The sequence below is a fragment of the Portibacter marinus genome (genome assembly GCF_021533195.1).
Lineage (GTDB): Bacteria > Bacteroidota > Bacteroidia > Chitinophagales > Saprospiraceae > Portibacter > Portibacter marinus.
In genome coordinates, this window is sequence record NZ_JAJNKB010000001.1 from 63,087 (window position 1) to 83,736 (window position 20,650).

The 20,650-nt window shown below is 38.9% G+C and carries 24 protein-coding genes; 8 read left to right on the plus strand and 16 right to left on the minus strand.

Annotated elements, in window-relative coordinates; translation table 11 throughout:
- Positions 1-43 precede the first annotated feature (43 nt).
- Entirely contained in the window at positions 44-727 is a 684-nt protein-coding gene (locus tag L2567_RS00295) for a hypothetical protein (RefSeq protein WP_235295681.1), read from the plus strand.
- On the opposite strand, the gene L2567_RS00300 is transcribed toward L2567_RS00295, so the two are convergent.
- Positions 720-1,286: an RNA methyltransferase gene (locus tag L2567_RS00300; RefSeq protein WP_235295682.1), complete on the minus strand. Its 567-nt coding sequence runs from the start codon at positions 1,284-1,286 to the stop codon at positions 720-722. The genes L2567_RS00295 and L2567_RS00300 overlap by 8 nt on opposite strands.
- On the minus strand, positions 1,270-2,907 hold the full coding sequence (locus tag L2567_RS00305) for a CTP synthase (protein WP_262913071.1): 1,638 nt from the start codon (positions 2,905-2,907) through the stop codon (positions 1,270-1,272). Before L2567_RS00305 ends, L2567_RS00300 begins: the two co-directional genes overlap by 17 nt.
- Positions 2,908-2,994: 87 nt before the next feature.
- On the opposite strand from L2567_RS00305, the gene L2567_RS00310 reads away from it, so the two are divergent.
- From L2567_RS00310 to L2567_RS00320, 3 genes are all read left to right on the plus strand, one after another.
- Positions 2,995-3,780, plus strand: coding sequence for an MOSC domain-containing protein (locus L2567_RS00310; protein WP_235295683.1), 786 nt, complete (start codon positions 2,995-2,997; stop codon positions 3,778-3,780).
- A gap of 46 nt (positions 3,781-3,826) precedes the next feature.
- The gene (locus L2567_RS00315; RefSeq protein WP_235295684.1) at positions 3,827-4,555 is read left to right on the plus strand and encodes a PorT family protein; all 729 of its coding nucleotides are present in this window, start codon (positions 3,827-3,829) and stop codon (positions 4,553-4,555) included.
- 135 nt (positions 4,556-4,690) lie between these two features.
- Positions 4,691-4,939 carry a hypothetical protein gene (locus L2567_RS00320; protein ID WP_235295685.1) on the plus strand — a complete coding sequence of 83 codons (249 nt, stop codon included), beginning with the start codon at positions 4,691-4,693 and terminating at the stop codon, positions 4,937-4,939.
- On the opposite strand, the gene L2567_RS00325 is transcribed toward L2567_RS00320, so the two are convergent.
- The 9 genes from L2567_RS00325 to L2567_RS00365 all read right to left on the minus strand — a co-directional run bounded on the left by L2567_RS00325 (position 4,936) and on the right by L2567_RS00365 (position 11,308).
- Positions 4,936-5,169, minus strand: coding sequence for a hypothetical protein (locus L2567_RS00325; RefSeq protein WP_235295686.1), 234 nt, complete (start codon positions 5,167-5,169; stop codon positions 4,936-4,938). The two genes, L2567_RS00320 and L2567_RS00325, sit on opposite strands and share 4 nt — an antisense overlap.
- On the minus strand, positions 5,166-6,008 hold the full coding sequence (locus L2567_RS00330) for a S24 family peptidase (RefSeq protein WP_235295687.1): 843 nt from the start codon (positions 6,006-6,008) through the stop codon (positions 5,166-5,168). The genes L2567_RS00325 and L2567_RS00330 overlap by 4 nt, the downstream gene beginning before the upstream one ends.
- A gap of 101 nt (positions 6,009-6,109) precedes the next feature.
- Positions 6,110-6,457 (minus strand): gliding motility protein GldC, encoded by a 348-nt coding sequence (locus L2567_RS00335; RefSeq protein WP_235295688.1) that lies wholly within the window; start codon positions 6,455-6,457, stop codon positions 6,110-6,112.
- Positions 6,454-7,233, minus strand: a complete 780-nt coding sequence (locus L2567_RS00340; RefSeq protein ID WP_235295689.1) for a TraB/GumN family protein — start codon at positions 7,231-7,233, stop codon at positions 6,454-6,456. Before L2567_RS00340 ends, L2567_RS00335 begins: the two co-directional genes overlap by 4 nt.
- Positions 7,234-7,302: 69 nt before the next feature.
- The gene (locus tag L2567_RS00345; RefSeq protein WP_235295690.1) at positions 7,303-7,779 is read right to left on the minus strand and encodes an Lrp/AsnC family transcriptional regulator; all 477 of its coding nucleotides are present in this window, start codon (positions 7,777-7,779) and stop codon (positions 7,303-7,305) included.
- Between the two features lie 159 nt (positions 7,780-7,938).
- Entirely contained in the window at positions 7,939-9,360 is a 1,422-nt protein-coding gene (locus L2567_RS00350) for a Glu/Leu/Phe/Val family dehydrogenase (RefSeq protein WP_235295691.1), read from the minus strand.
- A gap of 25 nt (positions 9,361-9,385) precedes the next feature.
- Positions 9,386-9,601 (minus strand): CcmD family protein, encoded by a 216-nt coding sequence (locus L2567_RS00355; protein ID WP_235295692.1) that lies wholly within the window; start codon positions 9,599-9,601, stop codon positions 9,386-9,388.
- Positions 9,591-10,646: a cytochrome c biogenesis protein CcsA gene (gene ccsA / locus L2567_RS00360; RefSeq protein WP_235295693.1), complete on the minus strand. Its 1,056-nt coding sequence runs from the start codon at positions 10,644-10,646 to the stop codon at positions 9,591-9,593. The genes L2567_RS00355 and ccsA overlap by 11 nt, the downstream gene beginning before the upstream one ends.
- Positions 10,643-11,308, minus strand: a complete 666-nt coding sequence (locus tag L2567_RS00365) for a heme exporter protein CcmB (protein ID WP_235295694.1) — start codon at positions 11,306-11,308, stop codon at positions 10,643-10,645. Before L2567_RS00365 ends, ccsA begins: the two co-directional genes overlap by 4 nt.
- A gap of 140 nt (positions 11,309-11,448) precedes the next feature.
- On the opposite strand from L2567_RS00365, the gene L2567_RS00370 reads away from it, so the two are divergent.
- The gene (locus tag L2567_RS00370) at positions 11,449-12,744 is read left to right on the plus strand and encodes an N-acetylmuramoyl-L-alanine amidase (RefSeq protein ID WP_235295695.1); all 1,296 of its coding nucleotides are present in this window, start codon (positions 11,449-11,451) and stop codon (positions 12,742-12,744) included.
- Here the strand turns inward: L2567_RS00370 and L2567_RS00375 are convergent.
- The gene (locus L2567_RS00375) at positions 12,709-13,734 is read right to left on the minus strand and encodes a long-chain-fatty-acid--protein ligase (protein ID WP_235295696.1); all 1,026 of its coding nucleotides are present in this window, start codon (positions 13,732-13,734) and stop codon (positions 12,709-12,711) included. The genes L2567_RS00370 and L2567_RS00375 overlap by 36 nt on opposite strands.
- 51 nt (positions 13,735-13,785) lie before the next feature.
- On the opposite strand from L2567_RS00375, the gene L2567_RS00380 reads away from it, so the two are divergent.
- From L2567_RS00380 to L2567_RS00390, 3 genes are read left to right on the plus strand one after another with little or no spacing between them, the layout of a single operon-like run.
- On the plus strand, positions 13,786-14,277 hold the full coding sequence (locus L2567_RS00380; RefSeq protein WP_235295697.1) for a hypothetical protein: 492 nt from the start codon (positions 13,786-13,788) through the stop codon (positions 14,275-14,277).
- A 44-nt stretch (positions 14,278-14,321) separates the two neighbouring features.
- Positions 14,322-17,132, plus strand: coding sequence for a WD40/YVTN/BNR-like repeat-containing protein (locus L2567_RS00385; protein ID WP_235295698.1), 2,811 nt, complete (start codon positions 14,322-14,324; stop codon positions 17,130-17,132).
- The gene (locus L2567_RS00390) at positions 17,129-17,806 is read left to right on the plus strand and encodes a YjjG family noncanonical pyrimidine nucleotidase (RefSeq protein ID WP_235295699.1); all 678 of its coding nucleotides are present in this window, start codon (positions 17,129-17,131) and stop codon (positions 17,804-17,806) included. The genes L2567_RS00385 and L2567_RS00390 overlap by 4 nt, the downstream gene beginning before the upstream one ends.
- Before the next feature lie 4 nt (positions 17,807-17,810).
- Here L2567_RS00390 and L2567_RS00395 read toward each other — a convergent pair whose 3' ends face one another.
- Genes L2567_RS00395 through L2567_RS00410 form a run of 4 tightly spaced genes read right to left on the minus strand, consistent with a single transcriptional unit; the run spans position 17,811 to position 20,571 of the window.
- Complete coding sequence (locus L2567_RS00395) at positions 17,811-18,557, minus strand: head GIN domain-containing protein (protein WP_235295700.1); 747 nt, start codon at positions 18,555-18,557, stop codon at positions 17,811-17,813.
- 10 nt (positions 18,558-18,567) lie between these two features.
- Entirely contained in the window at positions 18,568-18,936 is a 369-nt protein-coding gene (locus L2567_RS00400; protein ID WP_235295701.1) for a GntR family transcriptional regulator, read from the minus strand.
- The gene (locus L2567_RS00405) at positions 18,936-19,721 is read right to left on the minus strand and encodes a hypothetical protein (protein WP_235295702.1); all 786 of its coding nucleotides are present in this window, start codon (positions 19,719-19,721) and stop codon (positions 18,936-18,938) included. The genes L2567_RS00400 and L2567_RS00405 overlap by 1 nt, the downstream gene beginning before the upstream one ends.
- Positions 19,708-20,571 (minus strand): ABC transporter ATP-binding protein, encoded by an 864-nt coding sequence (locus tag L2567_RS00410; RefSeq protein WP_235295703.1) that lies wholly within the window; start codon positions 20,569-20,571, stop codon positions 19,708-19,710. Before L2567_RS00410 ends, L2567_RS00405 begins: the two co-directional genes overlap by 14 nt.
- Positions 20,572-20,650: the final 79 nt, after the last annotated feature.

The window sequence follows — 20,650 nt, forward strand, 5'->3', positions numbered from 1 at the left end:
CATTTCTTTAAATGATTGTCTAAACTTATTACGTTAAAGAGATATGAAATCCTTCGTCATTGGCTTCTTGTTATTTTTAGCTTATCCTTGTTTTTCACAACTTGGTATTCATTCAAGGTATCAAAGGATTAACGCCGAATTATGGAATATGTGGACCAATGAGGAACAATTGTTTACTAATGGCTATGAAATAGGATTAGATTACTGGTTTAGACTAAAGAATTACAGGATTGAATTTCTTCCAGAAATCTATGCCTTTCGTTCGACGACGTCTTCAGAACGCTCGACATTTAGATTCTCGTCGTTGGGTTTGGCAGCCAATGCACATTTTTATATTCTAGATTTTATTGGAGATTGCGATTGCCCCACATTTTCTAAAGATGGTAATTTATTTACGAAAGGCTTTTACTTATCAATAGCCCCTTTACTTGAATATCAGAACAAACAGGTCATAAGTGGCGATCCGATGATTGCGGACTTTCAGAATTTCGGTTATGGCGCAACTATTGGAGCCGGAGTAGATTTTGGTGTGAATGACCTCATTACAATCACGCCGTACGTAAGATTTAAATTTTTACCCGGGAGCAAATGGGATACTTTGGCCCTGGAGCGAGCAGTTGCAGGACAGGATGAAACTGTCACCTCCTTAAGTTTTTTCCAATTTGGATTGCGATTGGGCTTCAGACCAGACTATGTGCGAGAGCAAAACAAGTACGGCTTCAGGTAGAAAGGGCCAGTGCAAATTGGTAGATGACAATTCCTGCGCATACCGATACATTTAAGGAATGCTTGGTACCAAACTGAGGTATTTCAAGAAAAGTATCGACCATTGGTAGAATTTTCTTACTCAATCCTTCGACCTCATTGCCAAAAATAATGGCATACTTTCTTTCTTTGTCAATGTTATATGAAGCTAAATTTTTAGAGGCGGTAGTTTGTTCAATTCCTATGATCGTATAACCCATTGATTTTTGGCTGTGTACTGCCTCTGAAATATCTTCCACATATTCCCATTCCACCGATCGGTTAGCTCCAATGGCTGTCTTTAGAATCTTTTTATGCGGAGGAGTAGATGAAATGCCACATAGAATGACTTTTTCTACTAAAAAAGCATCTGAAGTTCTAAAAACAGATCCTACATTTAAGCCCGATCTAAAGTTATCTACAAGAATGGTAACAGGTAGTTTTTCCAATTGCTTAAATTGGTCTACCCCTACCCTGCCAAGTTCTTCCAGTTTAAGTTTTCTTACATTTCCCAAGGCATGATCATTATGCTTCTGCTCCAACTTCGTTGTATTTGCCTTTTTTAGCTTGCAGTGCTGCTTTGACAAAAGCTATGAACAAAGGATGTGGATTTTCAACAGTACTTTTGAGCTCAGGGTGAAATTGAACACCTAAAAAATAAGGGTGGTCTTTCAATTCTACGATTTCAACAAGTCCTGTTTGGGGATTAATACCGGTGGGGATTAGACCTGATCTTTCGAAATCTTTCACGTATGCGCTATTGACTTCATATCTATGTCTGTGTCGCTCTTCTACTTTGCTCTTACCATAGGCTTCATAAGCCTTGCTTCCCTTTTTAAGCTTACATTCATACGATCCTAATCGCATGGTTCCACCCATGTTCACAATTTTTTTCTGATCGGCCATTAAATCAATCACCTTGTGCGTGCTCTCCGGATTGACTTCTGATGAAGCTGCGTCTTCCAGTCCCATCACATTTCGATTGTACTCGACCACCGCACATTGCATACCCAGACAAATTCCAAAAAATGGAATATTATGCTCTCTGATATACTTGATGGCTTTTAACTTCCCTTCAATCCCTCGTTCTCCAAATCCAGGTGCCACCAAAACACCATGTAAATCCTTTAAAACAAGAGCGGGATCTTTATCCCCTTCCAGACTTTCACTATGAATCGAAATCACATTGACTTTACACTCGTTTTCTGCTCCAGCATGGACGAATGATTCATAGATAGACTTGTATGCGTCCGGCAATTCATTGTATTTACCGACCAGACCAATCCTGACCTCGTGTGTCGGGTTTTTAAGACGTCCCAGGAATGCCTTCCATTTTGTTAAATCAGGTTCACCCGAATAGTCCAGACCTAGCTTTTTAAGTGTAATCACGTCCAATTTTTCTTTCAGCATCAATAGTGGAACATCATAAATAGTTTCGGCATCGAGTGCCTCTATTACTGATCCTTCGTCTACGTTGCAGAATAGCGCTAATTTCTTTTTGATGTCTTCAGTGAGTGGATGTTCTGTTCGACACACTAGTATGTCAGGTTGAATGCCTGTTTGTAGAAGTTCTTTAACCGAGTGTTGTGTAGGTTTTGTTTTGAGTTCCTTGGCAGCACTTAGATAGGGTATAAGTGTCAAATGGATGTTCAGGCAGTTTTCTTTACCCAAATCCATTCTAAGTTGTCGAAGCGCTTCGAGATAAGGAAGTGATTCAATATCCCCAACTGTACCTCCTATTTCTGTAATGACTATATCGTAGTTGCCTTTCTGTTCTAGAAGGCGCACTCTCCTCTTGATTTCATCGGTAATGTGGGGAATGACCTGTACTGTCTTTCCAAGATATTCACCTTTTCGCTCTTTTTCTATCACGGTCTGATAAATCGAGCCAGTGGTCACGTTATTAGCCTGAGAAGTGGAACGGTTGAGAAATCTTTCGTAATGACCCAGATCAAGGTCTGTTTCAGCTCCATCATCCGTAACATAGCACTCGCCGTGTTCATAGGGATTGAGTGTACCTGGATCCACATTAATATAGGGATCAAACTTTTGAATGGTTCCGGTGAAGCCTCTTGCCTGAAGTAATTTTGCAAGAGATGCAGCAATGATTCCTTTTCCCAAAGAAGAAGTCACGCCTCCCGTAACGAAAATATATTTAGCCATTATACGATGATTACATTACGGGACACAAAGGTAAGTTATACTATTTATCTTCGCGCATTAAGAACGTAAGAATTTTAAATTTGTATCATGGAGGTTAAAGACATTATCATTTATCCCATTAAATCATTGGGCGGCATCTCAACCGGGCAAGCAAAATGTGAGCAGATGGGTTTTCAGTATGATAGGAGGATGATGCTTGTAGATCAGGAAGGAATATTTGTCACCCAACGTGATTTTCCTAAACTTTCAGGCATAGGTACTGAATGGTCTGAAGAGGGGTTTCGGTTTTATTTAAAGGGTGATCGAGAGGACTTCATAGAAATTAATCACGCATGTAACCTTACAAAGCCGATGCAGGTCCGGGTATGGAATCATGAATTTCAAGCTGATCAAGTCAGGGGCTTTGATGATTGGTTTAGCAATATTATCGGTTCAAAAGTTCATCTGGTCAAAATGACCGAAAAAAGTGTAAGGCATAAATCCCTCAAAAAATCACCATCTCGCACTTTGCTCAGCATGGCAGACGGATATCCTTATTTGATCATTTCAGAAGCGTCATTAAGTGACTTGAATCAAAGGTTGAATGAGCCAGTTCTTATGAATCGCTTTAGGCCTAATCTTGTACTGGGAAATACAAGTCCTTATCAAGAAGAGGAGATGGACTATCTGGGGATTGGTGCAGCGAAACTGCGAATGATAAAGCCTTGTGCCAGATGCATTATGGTCAATATAGATCAGAAAACAAGTAAAAAATTAGTGGAGCCCTTGAAAACATTGTCATTATATAAGAAGCAGGGTAACAAAATCTATTTCGGGATGAATGCAGTGTGTGTTCAAGAAGGTATCATTAGAAAAGGGGATCTTGTTTCATAATTTTGATTAACTTTACACATACAATATATTTCTAATATTTAAAGTGATGGATTTAAAGAAAATAGTTGTCATTTTCATTTTGAGTTGCTCGATTTCTCAAATACAGGCTCAAAAAGTTTATCTATGGTTGGATGCAGGATTGAAAGGCTCTTACGGGCCTAACATGTTGGTCAATGCCGATGTCTTAAATGCATTTGATTACAGTCCTAAAATTAATGGATCCTACTCTTTCGGAGGTAAGTTTGGACTTAATTTTGGCGAATACTATGCCGTAACATTTGATGGCATGTATTCACAATTTAAGCAGCAGTTCACTTATACTGCTGATCAAACCTCTTCAGCCACGATCAATGAATACCGCTGGACTTCTTTTGATCTTTATCCACTTTTTAGATATAATCGTACAATCAACTATGTAGAGCTCGGACCCCGGATTTCATGGCTGCAGCGGGCACAGCAATCTAATGCTGGTGCTCCCTTTACAGATATTTCAGGTGATTTCCTGGATTTGAGTTACTCCGCCGTTTTGGGTTTCGGGTGGTATGCTTTTGGCGATGATGCCTTTACAGCCATAGTCGGTGTGCGAATGGGTTACACACTTCCAGATTTTGTATCCGAACAGGGAAAAGCCAATAATCAAATTGACCTGGGACTTGTAGAAGGAAACGCATCCACTAATCCCGCATTCGTCCATTTGGTATTTGAACTGAATTGGGGTATCGGATATTACGCTAAAACGGTTTGTGGTGGTCGATCAAGATTCTTTAGGTTTTAAAGAAGTCGGTATTTTTTTAGGTCAATGGCCTTTTCAGCCTTTAATTCTGAATGTCTTCGAATTGGACTATTAAACCTTGATTTAGAACTTACTTTCCATCAAAGGCGTTGTTAATTTAACAGTAATTATATTCAGATGAAAAATCCTTATCAGCCAGTCGATTGTAATTTTATAGATCAAGTAGAAATTATGGCCACCAGAAAATTAATGGTCAATATTGCATTTCTCCACGATGATCAAATTAAAACGATTTATGCCCAAATCAAAACCTGGTTCACAAAAGAGAAAGTGGAATATCTGGAAACTCAGGATGGAATGGTGTTCAGAATGGATGAGATCATAGAAATCAATGGAGTCACCAATATTCAATCATGTACTTTCTAGTCTTTGTCCGGATTGACGGTTTCGAAAGATATGATACTAATAGGTTCTCCCCACATATGTATATTCATGGCGTCCGATTTCTTTGCGCGACACTCTACATTCTCACCATCGAATTTTAATTGCTCAGGCATATTGACAGGCAGATATTCCTTTCCGTTATTATCGATAATGCCCCAAAAACCCGTGCCTATATTGATGTATTTGGCCTTGCCTTCTATTTTGAAACTCATACTCTCGATCTGTTTTGTTTAAGAAGTTTCTGAATTGTAAGGTTCAAGTTACTAATTACTTGGGATTGTTCTGTTATAGTCTGCTTAAGGGTTTCTACATCTTCGCTAAATCCATTCCTCATATTAGATGGGCTGGGCATGAATGGACTAATTTTGACTTTCACATACCAAATTTCTATGACATCGTTTATTGCAATTTCCCTATCGTCATAATAGGAGTTATCTGAAATGAGAGTTAATGACCCTTTGGTACTTATATTATTTTTAACCCTTTTGACGACTACATCATTTCTGGTGATGATGACGTAAACGTACCCATTCTTAACGGAGGTAGACCACTGATCCTGTTCCATAAATCGGCAAACAATCTTATCGCCTTCAAAAAGTGATGGTTCCATGCTGTCACCTGAAACAGAAAACGATCGGAAAGTACCTCGGCTCTGCGAAAATTCAGGAAGGCTATAAGTCTCAAGTTCAGTGAAAAATTCTGGATCCATGATCAAGTCTCCATACCCGGCCTGCGCAGGAATAGGCACATGCACTATCTTTTCGTCCTGTGCATTGTCTGTAACTACAGTCAACACATAATCCCTGGATTGCTTTTCATTGGCAAACATATCTCCTTCGCCCAACAATAGAAAATTGGGATTAAGCTTAAACCGCTCTATCGCTTTTCTTAATACTTCCAGCGTCACATCCCTCCTACCCTTCACTATTTCGCTTAAACTTTGTGGAAGGTAGTCCAGTGAAATCGCAAATTGCCTGCTGGACCTCACCATATTCATGGCGAGAATTCGATCATGGCACTTTATAAATCGCTCAGTTACAACACTATTCATATTAATATATTCTATAATCCCAAAAATAGGAAAATAATATATATAAATATTGATTAATATGTTTTATTTCAGCAAATTAATGATAGAACCCTTGAGAATTTCTAGTCTTCGTCGGTTATCAAGCCGGTCGACTGGCCAAAAAAATGAACGAAACTCCTAAATTGATTAGAAAGTTCTGCATTCTGAGTAGCCTTAAAATAAGTGTCTGCCAGCCCACGCAATGTCTGAAACATAAACCGATCCATCTCCTCTACTTGCATGCTCTTGGTCCAGAGGTCCAGTTTGATCGTGTCTAATTGATCCTCATCAAATAGTGACATTAACATGGCTTTGCAGGGCTCATAGGTATTGGCTCCATCCTCCGATTTCCAATGGATTTCTGTCGGTATATTCTCCTGATCTAATCCTATCCTTACAAAAACTGTAGATTGTTTTTTCACTTCGCTCATATTGCTTCTAATTTCCAGTTATTATTTTTTAGCAAGACTAAAATACCATAATTACCAGCCAAATGACCAGCACCTACAGCACAAAACAAACTTCTTGATTCAGAAATTTGATCAAATCTTGCTGCTATTTTCTTATTTCGGTTCTTCAATAATATGTGCTTGTACTTGCCAAGCGATTGTTTGCCATTCTTGTATAGTTTCTGTATCTGCTCTTCTTCATACCACATCGACATTCTAAAAATGTTTTTTCGATACTTACCTGTATTCCTGGCCAGGTCTTTCAGCATTTTTATTTGGTCACTAAGCGAAATATTATGAAGTATTTTTCTTTGTGATTCAAAGGTCTCCATACCCTTTAATTTTTTGTCTAAAGACTTTGCATACTTCCAAAGATAGACATCCAATGGCAAATTATATTCCTGAGAAAGAATAGCTTCACCTATGAAATTAACCAGGACCATTGGTAAGAACCTGTCAAACAATTGAAGGTCTATGCTAAATGATTTAATCAGTTGATTTCGGATTCTCTCAAACTTTTTCTTACTTAATATATCAGATATCTTCCCACCTTCAGGTATGAATAAATGTTCATTGGCAGCATGAGACTGTACCTCGTCTAAATGATATTCTGCAGCAAAAACATCAACGTCTTCTAATATCCGCTTGACTTGTTCTATCCTTTGAAAAGCTGCTTGACTTTTTACATGCATGGTGCCAAAAAGGAAAGAGGTATGGTGGTTTTCCTTTTGTAATTTCCATAGCAGAGATTGCTTCATCGCAGCATATTATAGAAAAGGAGAGACTTTATCAAAAAGCCTCTCCTTCTGAATGATTATTTATTTTACTTATTCGTACTGAAACGGTAGAACTTTGTCTTTTTTAACCTTTGATAAAGTCATCAATGTCTTAATTCGCTCTATTTCCTCTATTTGCGAAAGTGTTTTGAAAAGCAACTTTTCGTATGTGGGGAGATCTTTGCATACGATTTTCATCAAAAAGTCAGCTTCTCCCGTGATGATATAACACTCTGTCACTTCGTCAATACCTCGAATCTTTTCAAGAAAATTATCTAAGGCATTTTCTTTCTGCCATGCGAGATTTACCAATGCAAAAGTCCTTACATTTAATCCTATCGCTACGGCATCTACCTTTGCGTGGTAGGACTTGATTACACCTGATTGTTCTAACTTTTTCACCCGTTCCAAAGTTGGCGCTGGTGAAAGTCCGATTTTCTTAGAAAGATCAAGGTTGGTAATCTTACTATTTTCCTGAAGAAGCTTAATAATCAACAGGTCTATCTTATCTAATTTTATTTCCGACATTTTTAAAATTTACATTTTGTGTTAAAACTTTATTCTTAAAGAACGCAAAAATATAAAATATAATTTTTAATTACAGCAATTACTTATCAATTTTTATTTAATATGATTTATGTCAATTTCAAAACTCATTTTAAGGTCAATGCCTGATTTTTTCAAAAGTTAGGGGAAAATTCCCATGTTCAAGTAATCACTTCCTATCTTATTAAGCGCGGCGATAAAAGCTGCAGATCTGTAATCGTGAACCCTCTTTCTTCTGCTTTTTACATCTTTTATTTGATAGTAGGCAGTAATCATTGTTTCCTCTAATCCTGACCTGACAAGATCGACTTCATCTGCACCTCTTGCCACTACTTGTCTTTCCCTTTTACCAATGACCTTTCCTGTGGTTTTTTCTACCAGGTCAACAAGGCTGCTGTAGGTATTCTGATTGAATCTTTTTTCCATCCGACCAAAACGCATATGAGAAAGGTTTTTCAACCATTCGAAATAAGATACCGTAACCCCGCCAGCATTTAAATACATATCAGGTAAAACGATAATCCCTTTATCCCTCAATATATCTTCAGCATCATCAGAAACCGGACCGTTGGCAGCTTCTGCAATAATTTTAGCTTTAATGGACCCTGCATTGCCCTTATGAATCTGGCTTTCCAATGCTGCTGGAACCAAAACATCACAATCCAGACTGACCCAACCATCGCGGTCTTCCAGCTTCTTGGAACCCGGAAATCCAATCATCGTACCGTTTTCTTTCCGATACTTGATCAACTTATCAATGTCCATTCCGTCTGGATTATAGATGGTTCCTTCCAACTCTGATACTCCTACAATGATCGCTCCTCCCTCATTCTGGGAAATTGTAGCCGTATAAGAGCCCACATTTCCAAGACCTTGAATTACCAGCCGCTTTCCGGAAATACCAGTAGTTAGCCCCACTGCTTCCATTTCGTCGGCCTGATTTAATAATTCTCTCAGTCCGTAGTAGACTCCTCTACCAGTTGCTTCAGTTCTTCCCCTGATTCCTCCCTGTGTAATTGGTTTTCCAGTGACACATGCCAGACTATCGATATCCCCTATCTTAAAAGTGTTATAGGTGTCGAAAATCCAGGCCATTTCGCGTGCTCCGGTACCATAATCAGGTGCCGGCACATCCAAAGCTGCTCCTATGAAATTTTTTCTAATTAGCTCTGTCGTGTATCTTCTGGTGATTTTTTCCAACTGCACTTCAGTGTATTTCCGCGGACTGATCTTTACACCACCCTTGGCTCCTCCAAATGGTACATCTACCAAAGCACACTTGAAGGTCATCAATGAAGCCAATGCCATCACCTCCTCCTGGTTCACCTGACTTGAAAACCTAATACCACCCTTTGTGGGTGTTCTATGTTGCGAGTGCTGAACCCGATAAGCCTCTATTACCTGGAATTGATTGTTAATTTTTACAGGAAAGCGCATTTGATAAACTGCATTGCACTCTCTAATCTGAGACAATAAGCCCTTGGGTAGGTCAGTCAATGCAGCTGCCTTATCAAAACTATTTAATACACTTTGATAGAATGCTGCTTGTTTTTCTCCTTTCATTTGTTTCAATTTTTATAAGACGAATTTAATCGTGGCTTGAAATTTCGTCTTCAATACTTTTAATTTTTCTATCTAAATAAACCAGAAATATGACAATACCTATAAAAGTTGCGACCATCACCGCAACTACAACATAGATTTTTCCTATGCTACGAAAAAAGTCAGGTCCTCCGCTCTGGGCCATAAGGACATTGGCATAAAAAAAACCAATTATGGTTAAAGCTATTGATTTATATCTCATCTAGTTTGTTTCTAATTCTTTTATAACGCATCATCAAATTGGCCATCCACAGCCCTAAAAGTGTGAAAGCCAGGATGGCTGGATAAAATACCATCCGCATCGTATTGTCCATATCCTCGCCTCCAAATCCCGGATTACCACCGTTACCCGGATGCAGACTGTCGGTCAATCGAGGGATCACAAAAATCAATGGTATGATGATAAAAAAAGCAAATATATTATAGCTCGAAGAAATAATAGCCCTTTTATCAGCGTCTGCCAGACTAATCCTTAAGACTAAATAAGCTGCATATATCATCATGGAAATCGCCGCCATATTCAATTTGACATCCGCTGTCCAGTAAGTACCCCAAGTATTCTTAGCCCATATAGCTCCTGTGATCAGTCCCAGAATCCCAAATAAAGTTCCAACTTCCACTAAACTACTCCCCACCTGATCAAAATACACTTCCCTTTTCCTTAAGTATCTGATACTGTATATGACCGAAACAAAGTAAAGGATAAACATCGCAAACCAAAGGCTTACGTGAAAATAAGTGTTCCTTAATGTTTCTGCTAACAAATTACGATAAGGAATTCCAAAACCTTTGTAAACACTGAGATTTACCAAACCACCTCTGCTCCATGCCTCTGCTCCTAATGACTGGTTGCCTCCGGACTGACCAACAAAAATTCCGGAAGGTAGAACAGAAGAACCCATATCTGGTGCATCCACCACCAGCGTAAAAGCCATGACTTCTTCATCAGTAGGTAAGTGCTCTGGCAGGTTAAAGTCAATTTCTAGCAATTGATCATTAACAACATTGACCCGCTGTGATTGTAATATGTAGGTGGTATCCCGGATCAGCCACGCTCTTATCTGAGACTTATTCTGCTCTGTGATGTCGGCATTGTACAACTCCACTTCCAAGGTCACTTCCTCTCCAGAATTAAGATTCTGCGGAGTTACGTTTACAATGCCAGGTTTTAAAGGCATTAAAAACCCCACGACAATCACGTATAACATTAAGACCACAGATAAAATCTTCCACCAACTTCCTTTCATGTTCTCCAAATTTGCGGAAATAAAAATAGTGAAACGCCTATCAGTATTCCTATTATTGCTAAAAGTAAAGATATGTTATTCACAATAGCTGTATCCTGAAGAATGTTTAATGCCGTACCTGTTATTTGTAAATTAAAAAGGATGACAGGTAAAACCAAAGGAATGGCCAAAACCGACATAAGTGTAGCACTATTTCCACCACTGGAAGCAATCGAAGACACTAAGGTAAAGATGACACCAATTCCAAGAGCTCCAAGTGTGACGCCCAAGAAAAAATAAAAGTAATTGTCTATTGGATTATTGATAAAAATGATAAATGAGACTGAAAGCAGGAGTCCCATCGCCATCAGACTAAAAAAATTATAGATGAATTTGGCAAGGATTATCTCTATAGGGCCAACGAGATAATAGTAATATAAGGACCTATCTGACATTTCCTGAGTGAAGCTCTTCATCATGGCACTTACAGCTGTAAATATAAAGACCACCCAAAAAATAGCGTTCCATAACATGGGACTGACGGTCTGCAGAATCTTAGAGATAATAAATACGGTGCTTACTACGTATAATAAGATACTCGTTAGGATGTACCGTTGACGCAGTTCAATATTGAGATCTTTTTGGATTAGAAACCAAATGTTGGCAAAGGCTTTCACTGACACAAAGGTACAGCTGTTTAGGAAATTCTCTCTCTATTCACAACTTTATTTTAAATGTGTTTAAAGATTATTTTTTCGTTTCATAGAAAATGATAACTTTGTCATATTATGATTTTTTATAATGTATAAAATACTGATTTCCCATGTATCGGTTTGCTATCTCTGCTGTCATTAACATCCTTTTATTGGTTACAACATCCTCTGCCAGTGCTACTTACCTGAAGGTTACTGCTGAGAAAGGAGATGGGGTTTATTCCTTGCTGAGAAAATACAAGTTGGCAGACGAATACTGCAACATTCAACAATTCTATAAAATCAATAATCTTTCAGCGAACGCCCATTTATTTTCTGGAGAGAAATATTACATTCCCGTCTTAATTTATGATTATAATGGCCGAAGCATTAGGTCTACCATTGGAAATGACGACTGGGACCTTGCGGTCAGCATTCAAAAGTACAACGAAGCCATGCAGTCTCAGGGTCAACGAAGTCATTCATACCAGGCAAGCAAGCAGCTTTGGGTACCATTTTCATCCCTTTACTGCAACAAATCAGTACCTAAGGAATTTGTCACAGACGATAAAAAAGCATCTGATACAAAAGTAGCTTCTCAGAAGCTTGAAAACATTCCCATAGCCGAAACCAATATCAATAAGATTGAAGCTGAGAAGGTGGAAACGCCTGAGGAAAAATCTGCACCTCCTACAAAGAGGACTTATGAGGTTGATAAGCTCTTTGGTAAAGCTTATGAAAAAATAGAAGTGGTAGATCGTTCCTTAAAAGATAAGGTCTTTTACATTGTCAGTGGACATGGTGGGCCGGACCCTGGTACGATGTGTGAAACTTGTCCCAGTACACTTTGCGAAGACGAATATGCCTATGATGTCGCACTGAGACTAGCAAGAAATCTTCGTCAACATGGTGCTGTGGTTGAAATCATCATTCAGGATGAAGATGATGGCATCAGAGATGACCTTTACCTGAAATGCGATAGAGATGAGCGTTGCAATGGCCAAAAGTTGCCCTACAATCAAAAAAGAAGACTTGAGCAACGAGTAGCGCACATAAACGCTTTATATCTGAAGCACAAAAAGGCAGGCTATAAAGACCATGCAGTCATAGCCTTACATGTGGACGCTGCAGGTAAAGGAACAAGGAAAGATGTATTTTTCTATCATCACGAGAAGTCTTCGAGAGGTAAAGAGTTGGCACATAACATTCATGACACCTTTAAAAGCAAGTATGACAGGTTTCAAAAAGGAAGAGGATATAAAGGAACCATCCGAACCAGAGGCCTTTACATGATTAATTATACCAATCCACCAATCGTGTATATCGAACTGGCTAATATCAAGAATCCTCAGGACCAAAAGCGCATACTATTGAACACCAATCGCCAGGCTTTAGCGAATTGGATTTTCCAGGGCGTCATTAAGTAAAAGGTTACAACCTCGAAGTTCAGCATTATCCATTCTTCCAAGGATCTGAAAGTATTCATCATGGGTAATCATTCCAAGATCTTGGGTCTCTACAAAGCTACAAGTATCCAAATTGGCCAAATCCATAACTTTTACGATGCCCGTTTTATGCATTTTTGCGTTTGTAAAAGGATCGCTTAAGTCCCCGATAACGACCCTCTTCGTAGAAGCACTTTTATACCACTTGCCATCCATTGAATAAGACTGCGACAGCAATTCTGTCATACCGTATTCAGAATAAATGGTTTTAAGATTCCAGGCCTTTTTCAATCGCTCTACAATTTCCTCCTTGGTCAAGTCGACCGATGAGGTTTTCATGCCACCAGTTTCAATCACGATCAATTCAGGAAAATCAATCTTGGTTTTGCTCAAGGCAAGTAGTGCGAAACTTACTCCAAAAAGTATGGTTGGAATATTATTTATTTTGTGGTGCTGCAGTACCTCTAATAATGCCTGTTCTTTACCAAGATAAAACCCCGATTGCTGGTCATTGCTTTCTGAAATAAGATGATTAACCATATAAATCAATGATGAGTCCCGTCGTTCCTGATAGCCTGGCAAATACCCTATGATAGCATATTGCTTAGGATTTCCGAAAAATTGTTCAAACCCCTGGATTGTATTTTGAAGATAAAAATCCAAGTCTCTGATCAAATGTTGTGATCTATTCCCGCTAGTGGTTCCACTGCTTCCAAAAATGGTTTCAGGAGTCCATACACCAGTCCTGATCAGATGTTTCCTAAAAAACGAAATGGGTAAAAAAGGAATTTTATCCACGCTATCAACATGTGCCGGACTTTTACTGATCAAGTCTGCAAACTGCTTATAAAGAGTATTATGCTTGTATTGAAAAAGATAAATATCATACGCCAGCTCGTCAAATGTATCGGATAGGTCCCCTACTTTTAAACCACTCAATATTTTTTCACGTTGTGATGTGTATGCTGACATTTTTATTTCGTTATCTTGATAGACAGGGCATATTTAATTAAATTTGAGCATATGTTTAAGTATTTGTACGTTCTCATTCTCTTTTCGCTAGTCATTTCATGCATCAATGCTCCTGACTACCCTGTCGAACCAGAAATCGAATACATTGGTATTAGTAAAAATACACTGGAGCAGAATAGTTTAAATACAGACTCATTGTTCCTCACATTTTCATTTACAGATGGCGATGGAGACCTCGGTCATCAACCAGATGATACCAGTCGAAACATTTTTATCAGAGACTTAAGGACTGGAAACTTCCAGGATAAATTTAAAAGCCCTTATATTCCTGAAGAGGGAATCGGTAATGGAATAACTGGGGACATTGAACTGTTGCTGTTTACTACATGCTGTCTTTTCCCTGATCCCAGTATCCCGCCTTGTAGCGCTCCTGATCAATATCCACTCGATACGGTGATCTATGAAATATTCATTAAAGATCGGGCAGGAAACGAAAGCAATAGAATTCAAACCGAACCAATTATTATTAGGTGCGTTGATTAATTTGGATAACTTTATATTAAATTACAGCGCTAAAACTAATTTTAATGACCACTTTTACCCGGCTGACCCTCAGCTTTCTGATCTGTTTATTGCTCGCTTCCTCATTTAAGTCTCAAGGTTTTCAACCTCCCGCTAGCAAGGCATCTGATCGTGCCGAAGCATTTAAAAAACGAGAGGCTCTAAAAGAATCATCACCCATTCATCTGGAGTTTACCAATGTAGGACCCACCATCATGAGTGGACGTGTAGTAGATATAGCCGTAAACCCGGATACTCCGTCTGTCTTCTACGTAGCATACGCCTCAGGTGGACTTTGGAAAACCATTAATAATGGTACGACGTTTAGTCCCATTTTCGATAATGAGGCAGTGATGACCATCGGAGACTTTGATGTACATTGGGAAACCGGAACCATCTATGTAGGTACGGGAGAAGTCAACAGCAGTAGATCGTCTTACGCAGGCTTGGGAGTTTATAAATCTACAGACGATGGTCAAAATTGGACCAATGTAGGTTTGGAAGATTCTCACCATATCGGAAAAGTCATGGTTTCAGAAGATGACCCTGATGTGGTTATAGTAGGCGTGCTTGGTCACTTATACTCTGACAATGAGGAACGGGGCGTCTTTAAGTCAACTGATGGAGGCCAAACATGGAATAAAACTTTATTTATTGATAAGAGAACAGGAATCGTGGACATCGACTCAGATCCATCTGATCCCACCACACTCTACGCCGCAAGTTGGGAACGAGAACGTAGAGCATGGAATTTTGTAGAAGCAGGAGAAGGTTCAGCCATTTATAAAAGCTCGGATAATGGCGATAGCTGGACCAAACTAACATCAGGTTCAAGCGGTTTTCCTACAGGGGAAAATGTGGGTAGAATAGGCCTGGCTGTTCACGCTGATAAAATATATGCATTGCTTGATAATTACAACAGGAGGCCTGCAGAGGAGAAAAGTGATGAAAATAAATTGGACAAAGAGCAACTTAGAAACATGTCTAAAGATGAATTTCTTAGTCTAAAAAAAGAGTTGCTCAATGATTACTTAAAGTCCAATAGATTTGACCGTAAATACGATGCTGATAAAGTTCAACTGATGGTCAGAAATGATGAGATACAACCCATCGCACTGGTAGAATTTGTTGAAGATGCTAATTCCTTGCTGTTCGATACCCCTGTCATAGGAGCAGAGGTGTATCAAAGTACAGACGGAGGGAAGAGCTGGGAAAAAACTCATGATGATTACATTGAATTTGTTTACAATAGTTATGGCTACTATTTTGGAATGATCGAAGTTGCTCCTTATGATTCTGAAAAAGTATATATAGCAGGCGTTCCCATTCTCAGATCAGATGATGGTGGAAAAAATTGGACCAATATCAACCAGGAGAATGTGCATGTGGATCATCATTCCTTGTGGATTAATCCTGATCTTCCAGGACACTTGATTAACGGAAACGATGGAGGGGTTAATATTTCTTACGACGACGGTGAAAACTGGATTAAATGTAATGCTCCTGCTGTAGGTCAATTTTACTCAGTAAATGTTGATCAAGAAGATCCCTATAATATATATGGGGGTGCCCAGGATAATGGTGTATGGTTTGGACCCAGTGACTATGAAGCCAGTACGAGATGGCACAGCACCGGACAGTATCCTTATGAATCCATTTTGGGAGGAGACGGTATGCAAGTGCAAATAGACCGAAGAAACAACGACATTGTTTATGCAGGACTGCAATTCGGAAACTATTACAGAATAAACAAAAAAACAGGTGAGCGGTCATATTTAACGCCAAAACATGATTTAGGTGAAAGACCATACAGATGGAATTGGCAGGCACCCATATTGCTCTCCTCCCATAATCAAGATGTTTTTTATATGGGTTCTAATTACCTACACAGATCAATGGATCAGGGAGAAAATTTCACAAAGATTAGCGATGATCTCACCAATGGCGGTAAGAAGGGAGATGTCTCATACGGAACCTTGTCATCGATTTCAGAATCTCCGTTCAGATTTGGTCTATTATATACTGGTTCTGATGACGGTGTCATTCAGGTATCCAAAGATGGCGGATATAAATGGGAGCGGATTTCTAATGAATTACCACAAGATATGTGGGTGAGCAGGGTTATTGCTTCTAAGCACAAAGAAGACAGGGTTTATGCTAGCCTGAATGGGTATAGATGGGATGACTTTACCCCATACCTATACGTTTCACAGGACTATGGTGCTACCTGGTCCAGACTGGGTATGGACTTGCCTCATGAAACCATAAACGTTGTTCAGGAAGATCCCGTCGATCCTAACATACTTTATGTGGGAACAGATCACGGTGTTTATGTCTCCTTTGATCAGGGACAAACATTTACCATCTATTCTAATGGTTTGCCTGCAGTCCCGATACACGATCTTGTGATCCATGAAAAAGAGAAAGAAATGGTCCTGGGTACACACGGACGCTCTTTTTATAAAGGTAGTGTGGCCGAAATTCAAAAATACAATGAAGTAAAGTCTGAGGATGCCTATGTTTTTGAACTAGATCCAGTCAGGAAATCATCAAGATGGGGCTCTGAACCCACAATATTTAACAGCAATACTGAACCAGAATATCGATTTACCATCTATAAAAAGCAATCGGGTCCTGTAAACATTGAAATTAAAAATGAAGATGGAAAGATCATTCAGAAGTTGACCAAACAAGTCAAATCCGGAATTTCCGAGGTGACTTATAATCTGACTTCAACTGAAGGCAAGGAAAAAGCAGAGGATGGTCAATATTATCTTGAAAAAGGAAAGTATTTGATCTCAATAGGAGATTCGGAGCAGGAATTTGAGGTTAAATGAGTGAAATTAAACACCTGTTTTTTGATCTGGACAATACAATACTAGATTTCTCTTACGCTAGTCACCGTGCCTTCTCTGCTACTATGAGTCATTTTTCCAGGCCTGAAGAGCAACATTATCAGATCTATAGCGAAGGAAATGCTAAAGTCTGGAGAGAGTTTGAAATGGGTCTCATTAGCGCCCAAAAGCTGCGTGGTAAAAGATTTCAGGTATTTCTTGATCGCATGGGCTGGGAAGAAGATGGCTATAAATGGAATGAGGTTTATTTGCATCATGTGGTCAATAACAACAAGTTCATCGATGGTGCAGAATCCTTGCTGAACAGACTAAGGGAAAAATACCACATACATATAGTTACCAATGGCCTAAAAGAGGTGCAACGACCACGCCTGAAGAAAGCTGGTATCTCATCCCTACTATCCTCCATCACCGTTTCCGATGAAATAGGTTACGCTAAACCCAACAGAGGATTTTTTAAAATTGCTATGAGAAATGGTCAGGTCAGCAATCCCGCGGAGGTATTGATGATTGGAGATAGTTACCATTCGGATATACGTGGTGGAGCAAGTTATGGGCTGACGACATGCTGGTACAACCCGGAAAAACTGAAAATGGACCCCAAAGTACATGACTTTGTGATCCATGATATTAATAGCTTAGAAGAAGTTTTATGACGGATCAGTTGACTTTAGCATTTTCATCTTTCGTGATTTGCTTAATTTTTGGATCACCTTTAATATTAACTTTCGCGTTACCTCGTGCTAGGCCGGTTATTTCATCGCTTACATTCAATCTTGCTTCAGATTGATTTCTAATTTGTATTTCAGCCTGATTTACATTAAGATTATAGGCTCTTAAATTTGATTGATCTTCCAATTCCAACTTTAACTTTTTTGCATTTCCAAAGAGCGATGCATTGGATTGTTGGCTGGCAACAACTTCTAATTCACTGGTTTCAATCGAACCACTAACATTACTTTGGTCTCTCAATGTTAAAAAGATGGCAGGTTGGTTCAAATTACCTTCTATGATAATCTCGCTTTGGTTTTTGGCGACCAGCTTGTCGTAAGCTAAGTTTGAAATACGCACGATCATCGGCAAATTTTGCTGAATGTTCTGAGAGTTTGCGAATTCCCTGTAGATAGAAAGGGTGCCATCTTTATTTTCGACTTTTAGATATTCGATCAGGTTGTCCTCAGCGGAGATTTCGATACTGGGAGGTCCTTGGGAAATGATGACTTTCACCTGGTCAGAGGCTTCTAAGGAATGAAAATCCGCAACTTCAATAGTCTTTGAAATAAGATTTTCACTTCCCTTGATTTCTATGTATTCAACAAACTTTATTTCCTGTTTGACTGAATAGATAAATGAAAAACTGGTCACCAGACCCAGGCTTAGCAGACTTAAGATGATTATATTGCTCATTTTCATTATTTTAATTTTGATGTTTAACAGATGTTTGATAAATATTCTCCAACTCATTAAAGTCAATGTTCAGTAGATCCATCATTTTAAAAAGTTCGGGTAGACTTTCCTGTATAAATTCTTCTTTTTTCGTTTTCATAACTATTTGTTTGGCTTTTTCTGATACAAAATATCCGATTCCTCTTTTATTGTAAAGTATACCCTGATCCTGTAAGAGACCGTATGTTCTCATCACTGTATTAGGGTTGACCTGTATATCTGCGGCGAACTCCCTCACTGAAGGGATTCTATCTTCACCACTGATTTCTTCACTTAGAATTTGCTCACAAAGTCTGTCAGCAATCTGAAGGTATATTGAATTGTTATTACTAAATTCCATCACACTTGCTTTTCTGATAGTTTAAAAATACTTGCAGCCCAAAGTGCTGGTGCCAATAAATATTTAAAGGCAAAAATGAAGAACTGAACCTGCCACATATCCTCTGGTTCACGACTGCCATCGCCAAACCGAAAGTTTCCTTCCTGAGGAGCAAAAGTGAAAAGCCCGCTGAACATATCGGCCCAGACTATTCGAAAGAAAATCGCGCACAATATGGCGGATACAATCCCTAAAAGAATTAAGAAAACGATGGTTTGAATCCCTGCTACCCTATTAAAAGCAATGCTGCCGAAGAAGAAAATGCTGTGAACAATAAAGTATATTCCCACAATTCTCCAATAGTGTTCAGAAAGAAAAATCTCGTTCATATATGCATCTCCACCAAATTTGTGAATCAATGGTGTAAATATCAAAGATGCAACGAGTATCAGTAGACTTATGGTCAATATAAATATAGGATTAGTAAAGAGCCATTTAACAAAGGTTTTCTCAAAACTGGAACCTGGTAAGGCTAAGAAAGCGGCTCTTGTAGAAACTTTACGAAACTCCTTGAAAGCCCACGAAGCATATAACAATCCCCCTATCATAAGTATTATTCCAAACTTCAAGAGGGTTCCGGATTCTTCGTCGTTTCCACCATTTTGAGGGTCAGCTATCCTTGCAATTAAATTGATGACGAACACAGCAAGAATAATGATTGAAGCTGCTTTTATCGCTGGCAGGTATCCTAAGTAGAACTCTCTTGTAAAAAGAGCACGAACCCTGGTGGTATCAAACTTTAGCATTTCTTTTTGTTTTGTGTTGTTCAAAAATCGATTTTAATTTTCGTCCGTTGGTTACTGTAGCATTGAACAGCGCCTCAAGATCGATCTGTGATTGTTCATCGGTATCATTGGGAAGTACAACAAAATGTCCACCTGGAACCATTTCATGATAGAGGGCCTGTTCAGGTATGCCAGCCCCTTGAACCTGCTTGAAACTTAAGGCTGAGGAAATATCAAAGATATCCTCGTTGAGCACCACATTTCCTTCATCTACAATCACTATTTGGTCCAATAAATTTGTCAAATCTCTGACTTGATGTGAAGAGATCACTACACTTTGATCTTCACCAATGGATGATATCAGGACCTTCCTAAACTGTGCCTTTGAAGGAATGTCTAAACCATTTGTGGGTTCATCCAAAATCAGTAGTCTAACGCCAGTGGATAAGGCAAAGGCAATCTGAACTTTCTTGCGTTGTCCATAGGAAAGTTGGTTTGTCTTAGCCGTTTTGTCGACCTCGAAACTGCTCAGCAAGTCATAAAACTTTACCTCATCAAAGTTCTCATAGAATGGAGCATACAACTTCTTGTATAAGCTGATTCGCATTGATGGAAGCTCATATTCTTCCTGAACGTAAAATATTTCTTTGGCGATATCTGGATCTCTTTCACGGATAGTCTGTCCTAAGACCACAACTTCGCCCTCATCGGGAAAAAGCAAACCGGTAATGAGTCGCAGTAAACTGGTCTTCCCTGCTCCATTCTTTCCTAGCAGTCCACAGATTCTTCCACTTTGAACCTCCAGATTTAGATTAGTGAATAGATCTTTCTTTTTAGAGTATCCAAAAGAAAGATTATTGATATTGATCATAGCTACTGTTTTAGTGTATTACTATATTAGTACACTACAATAATAAATCCTTTTATTGGCGATTCCAAATAAATCAGTA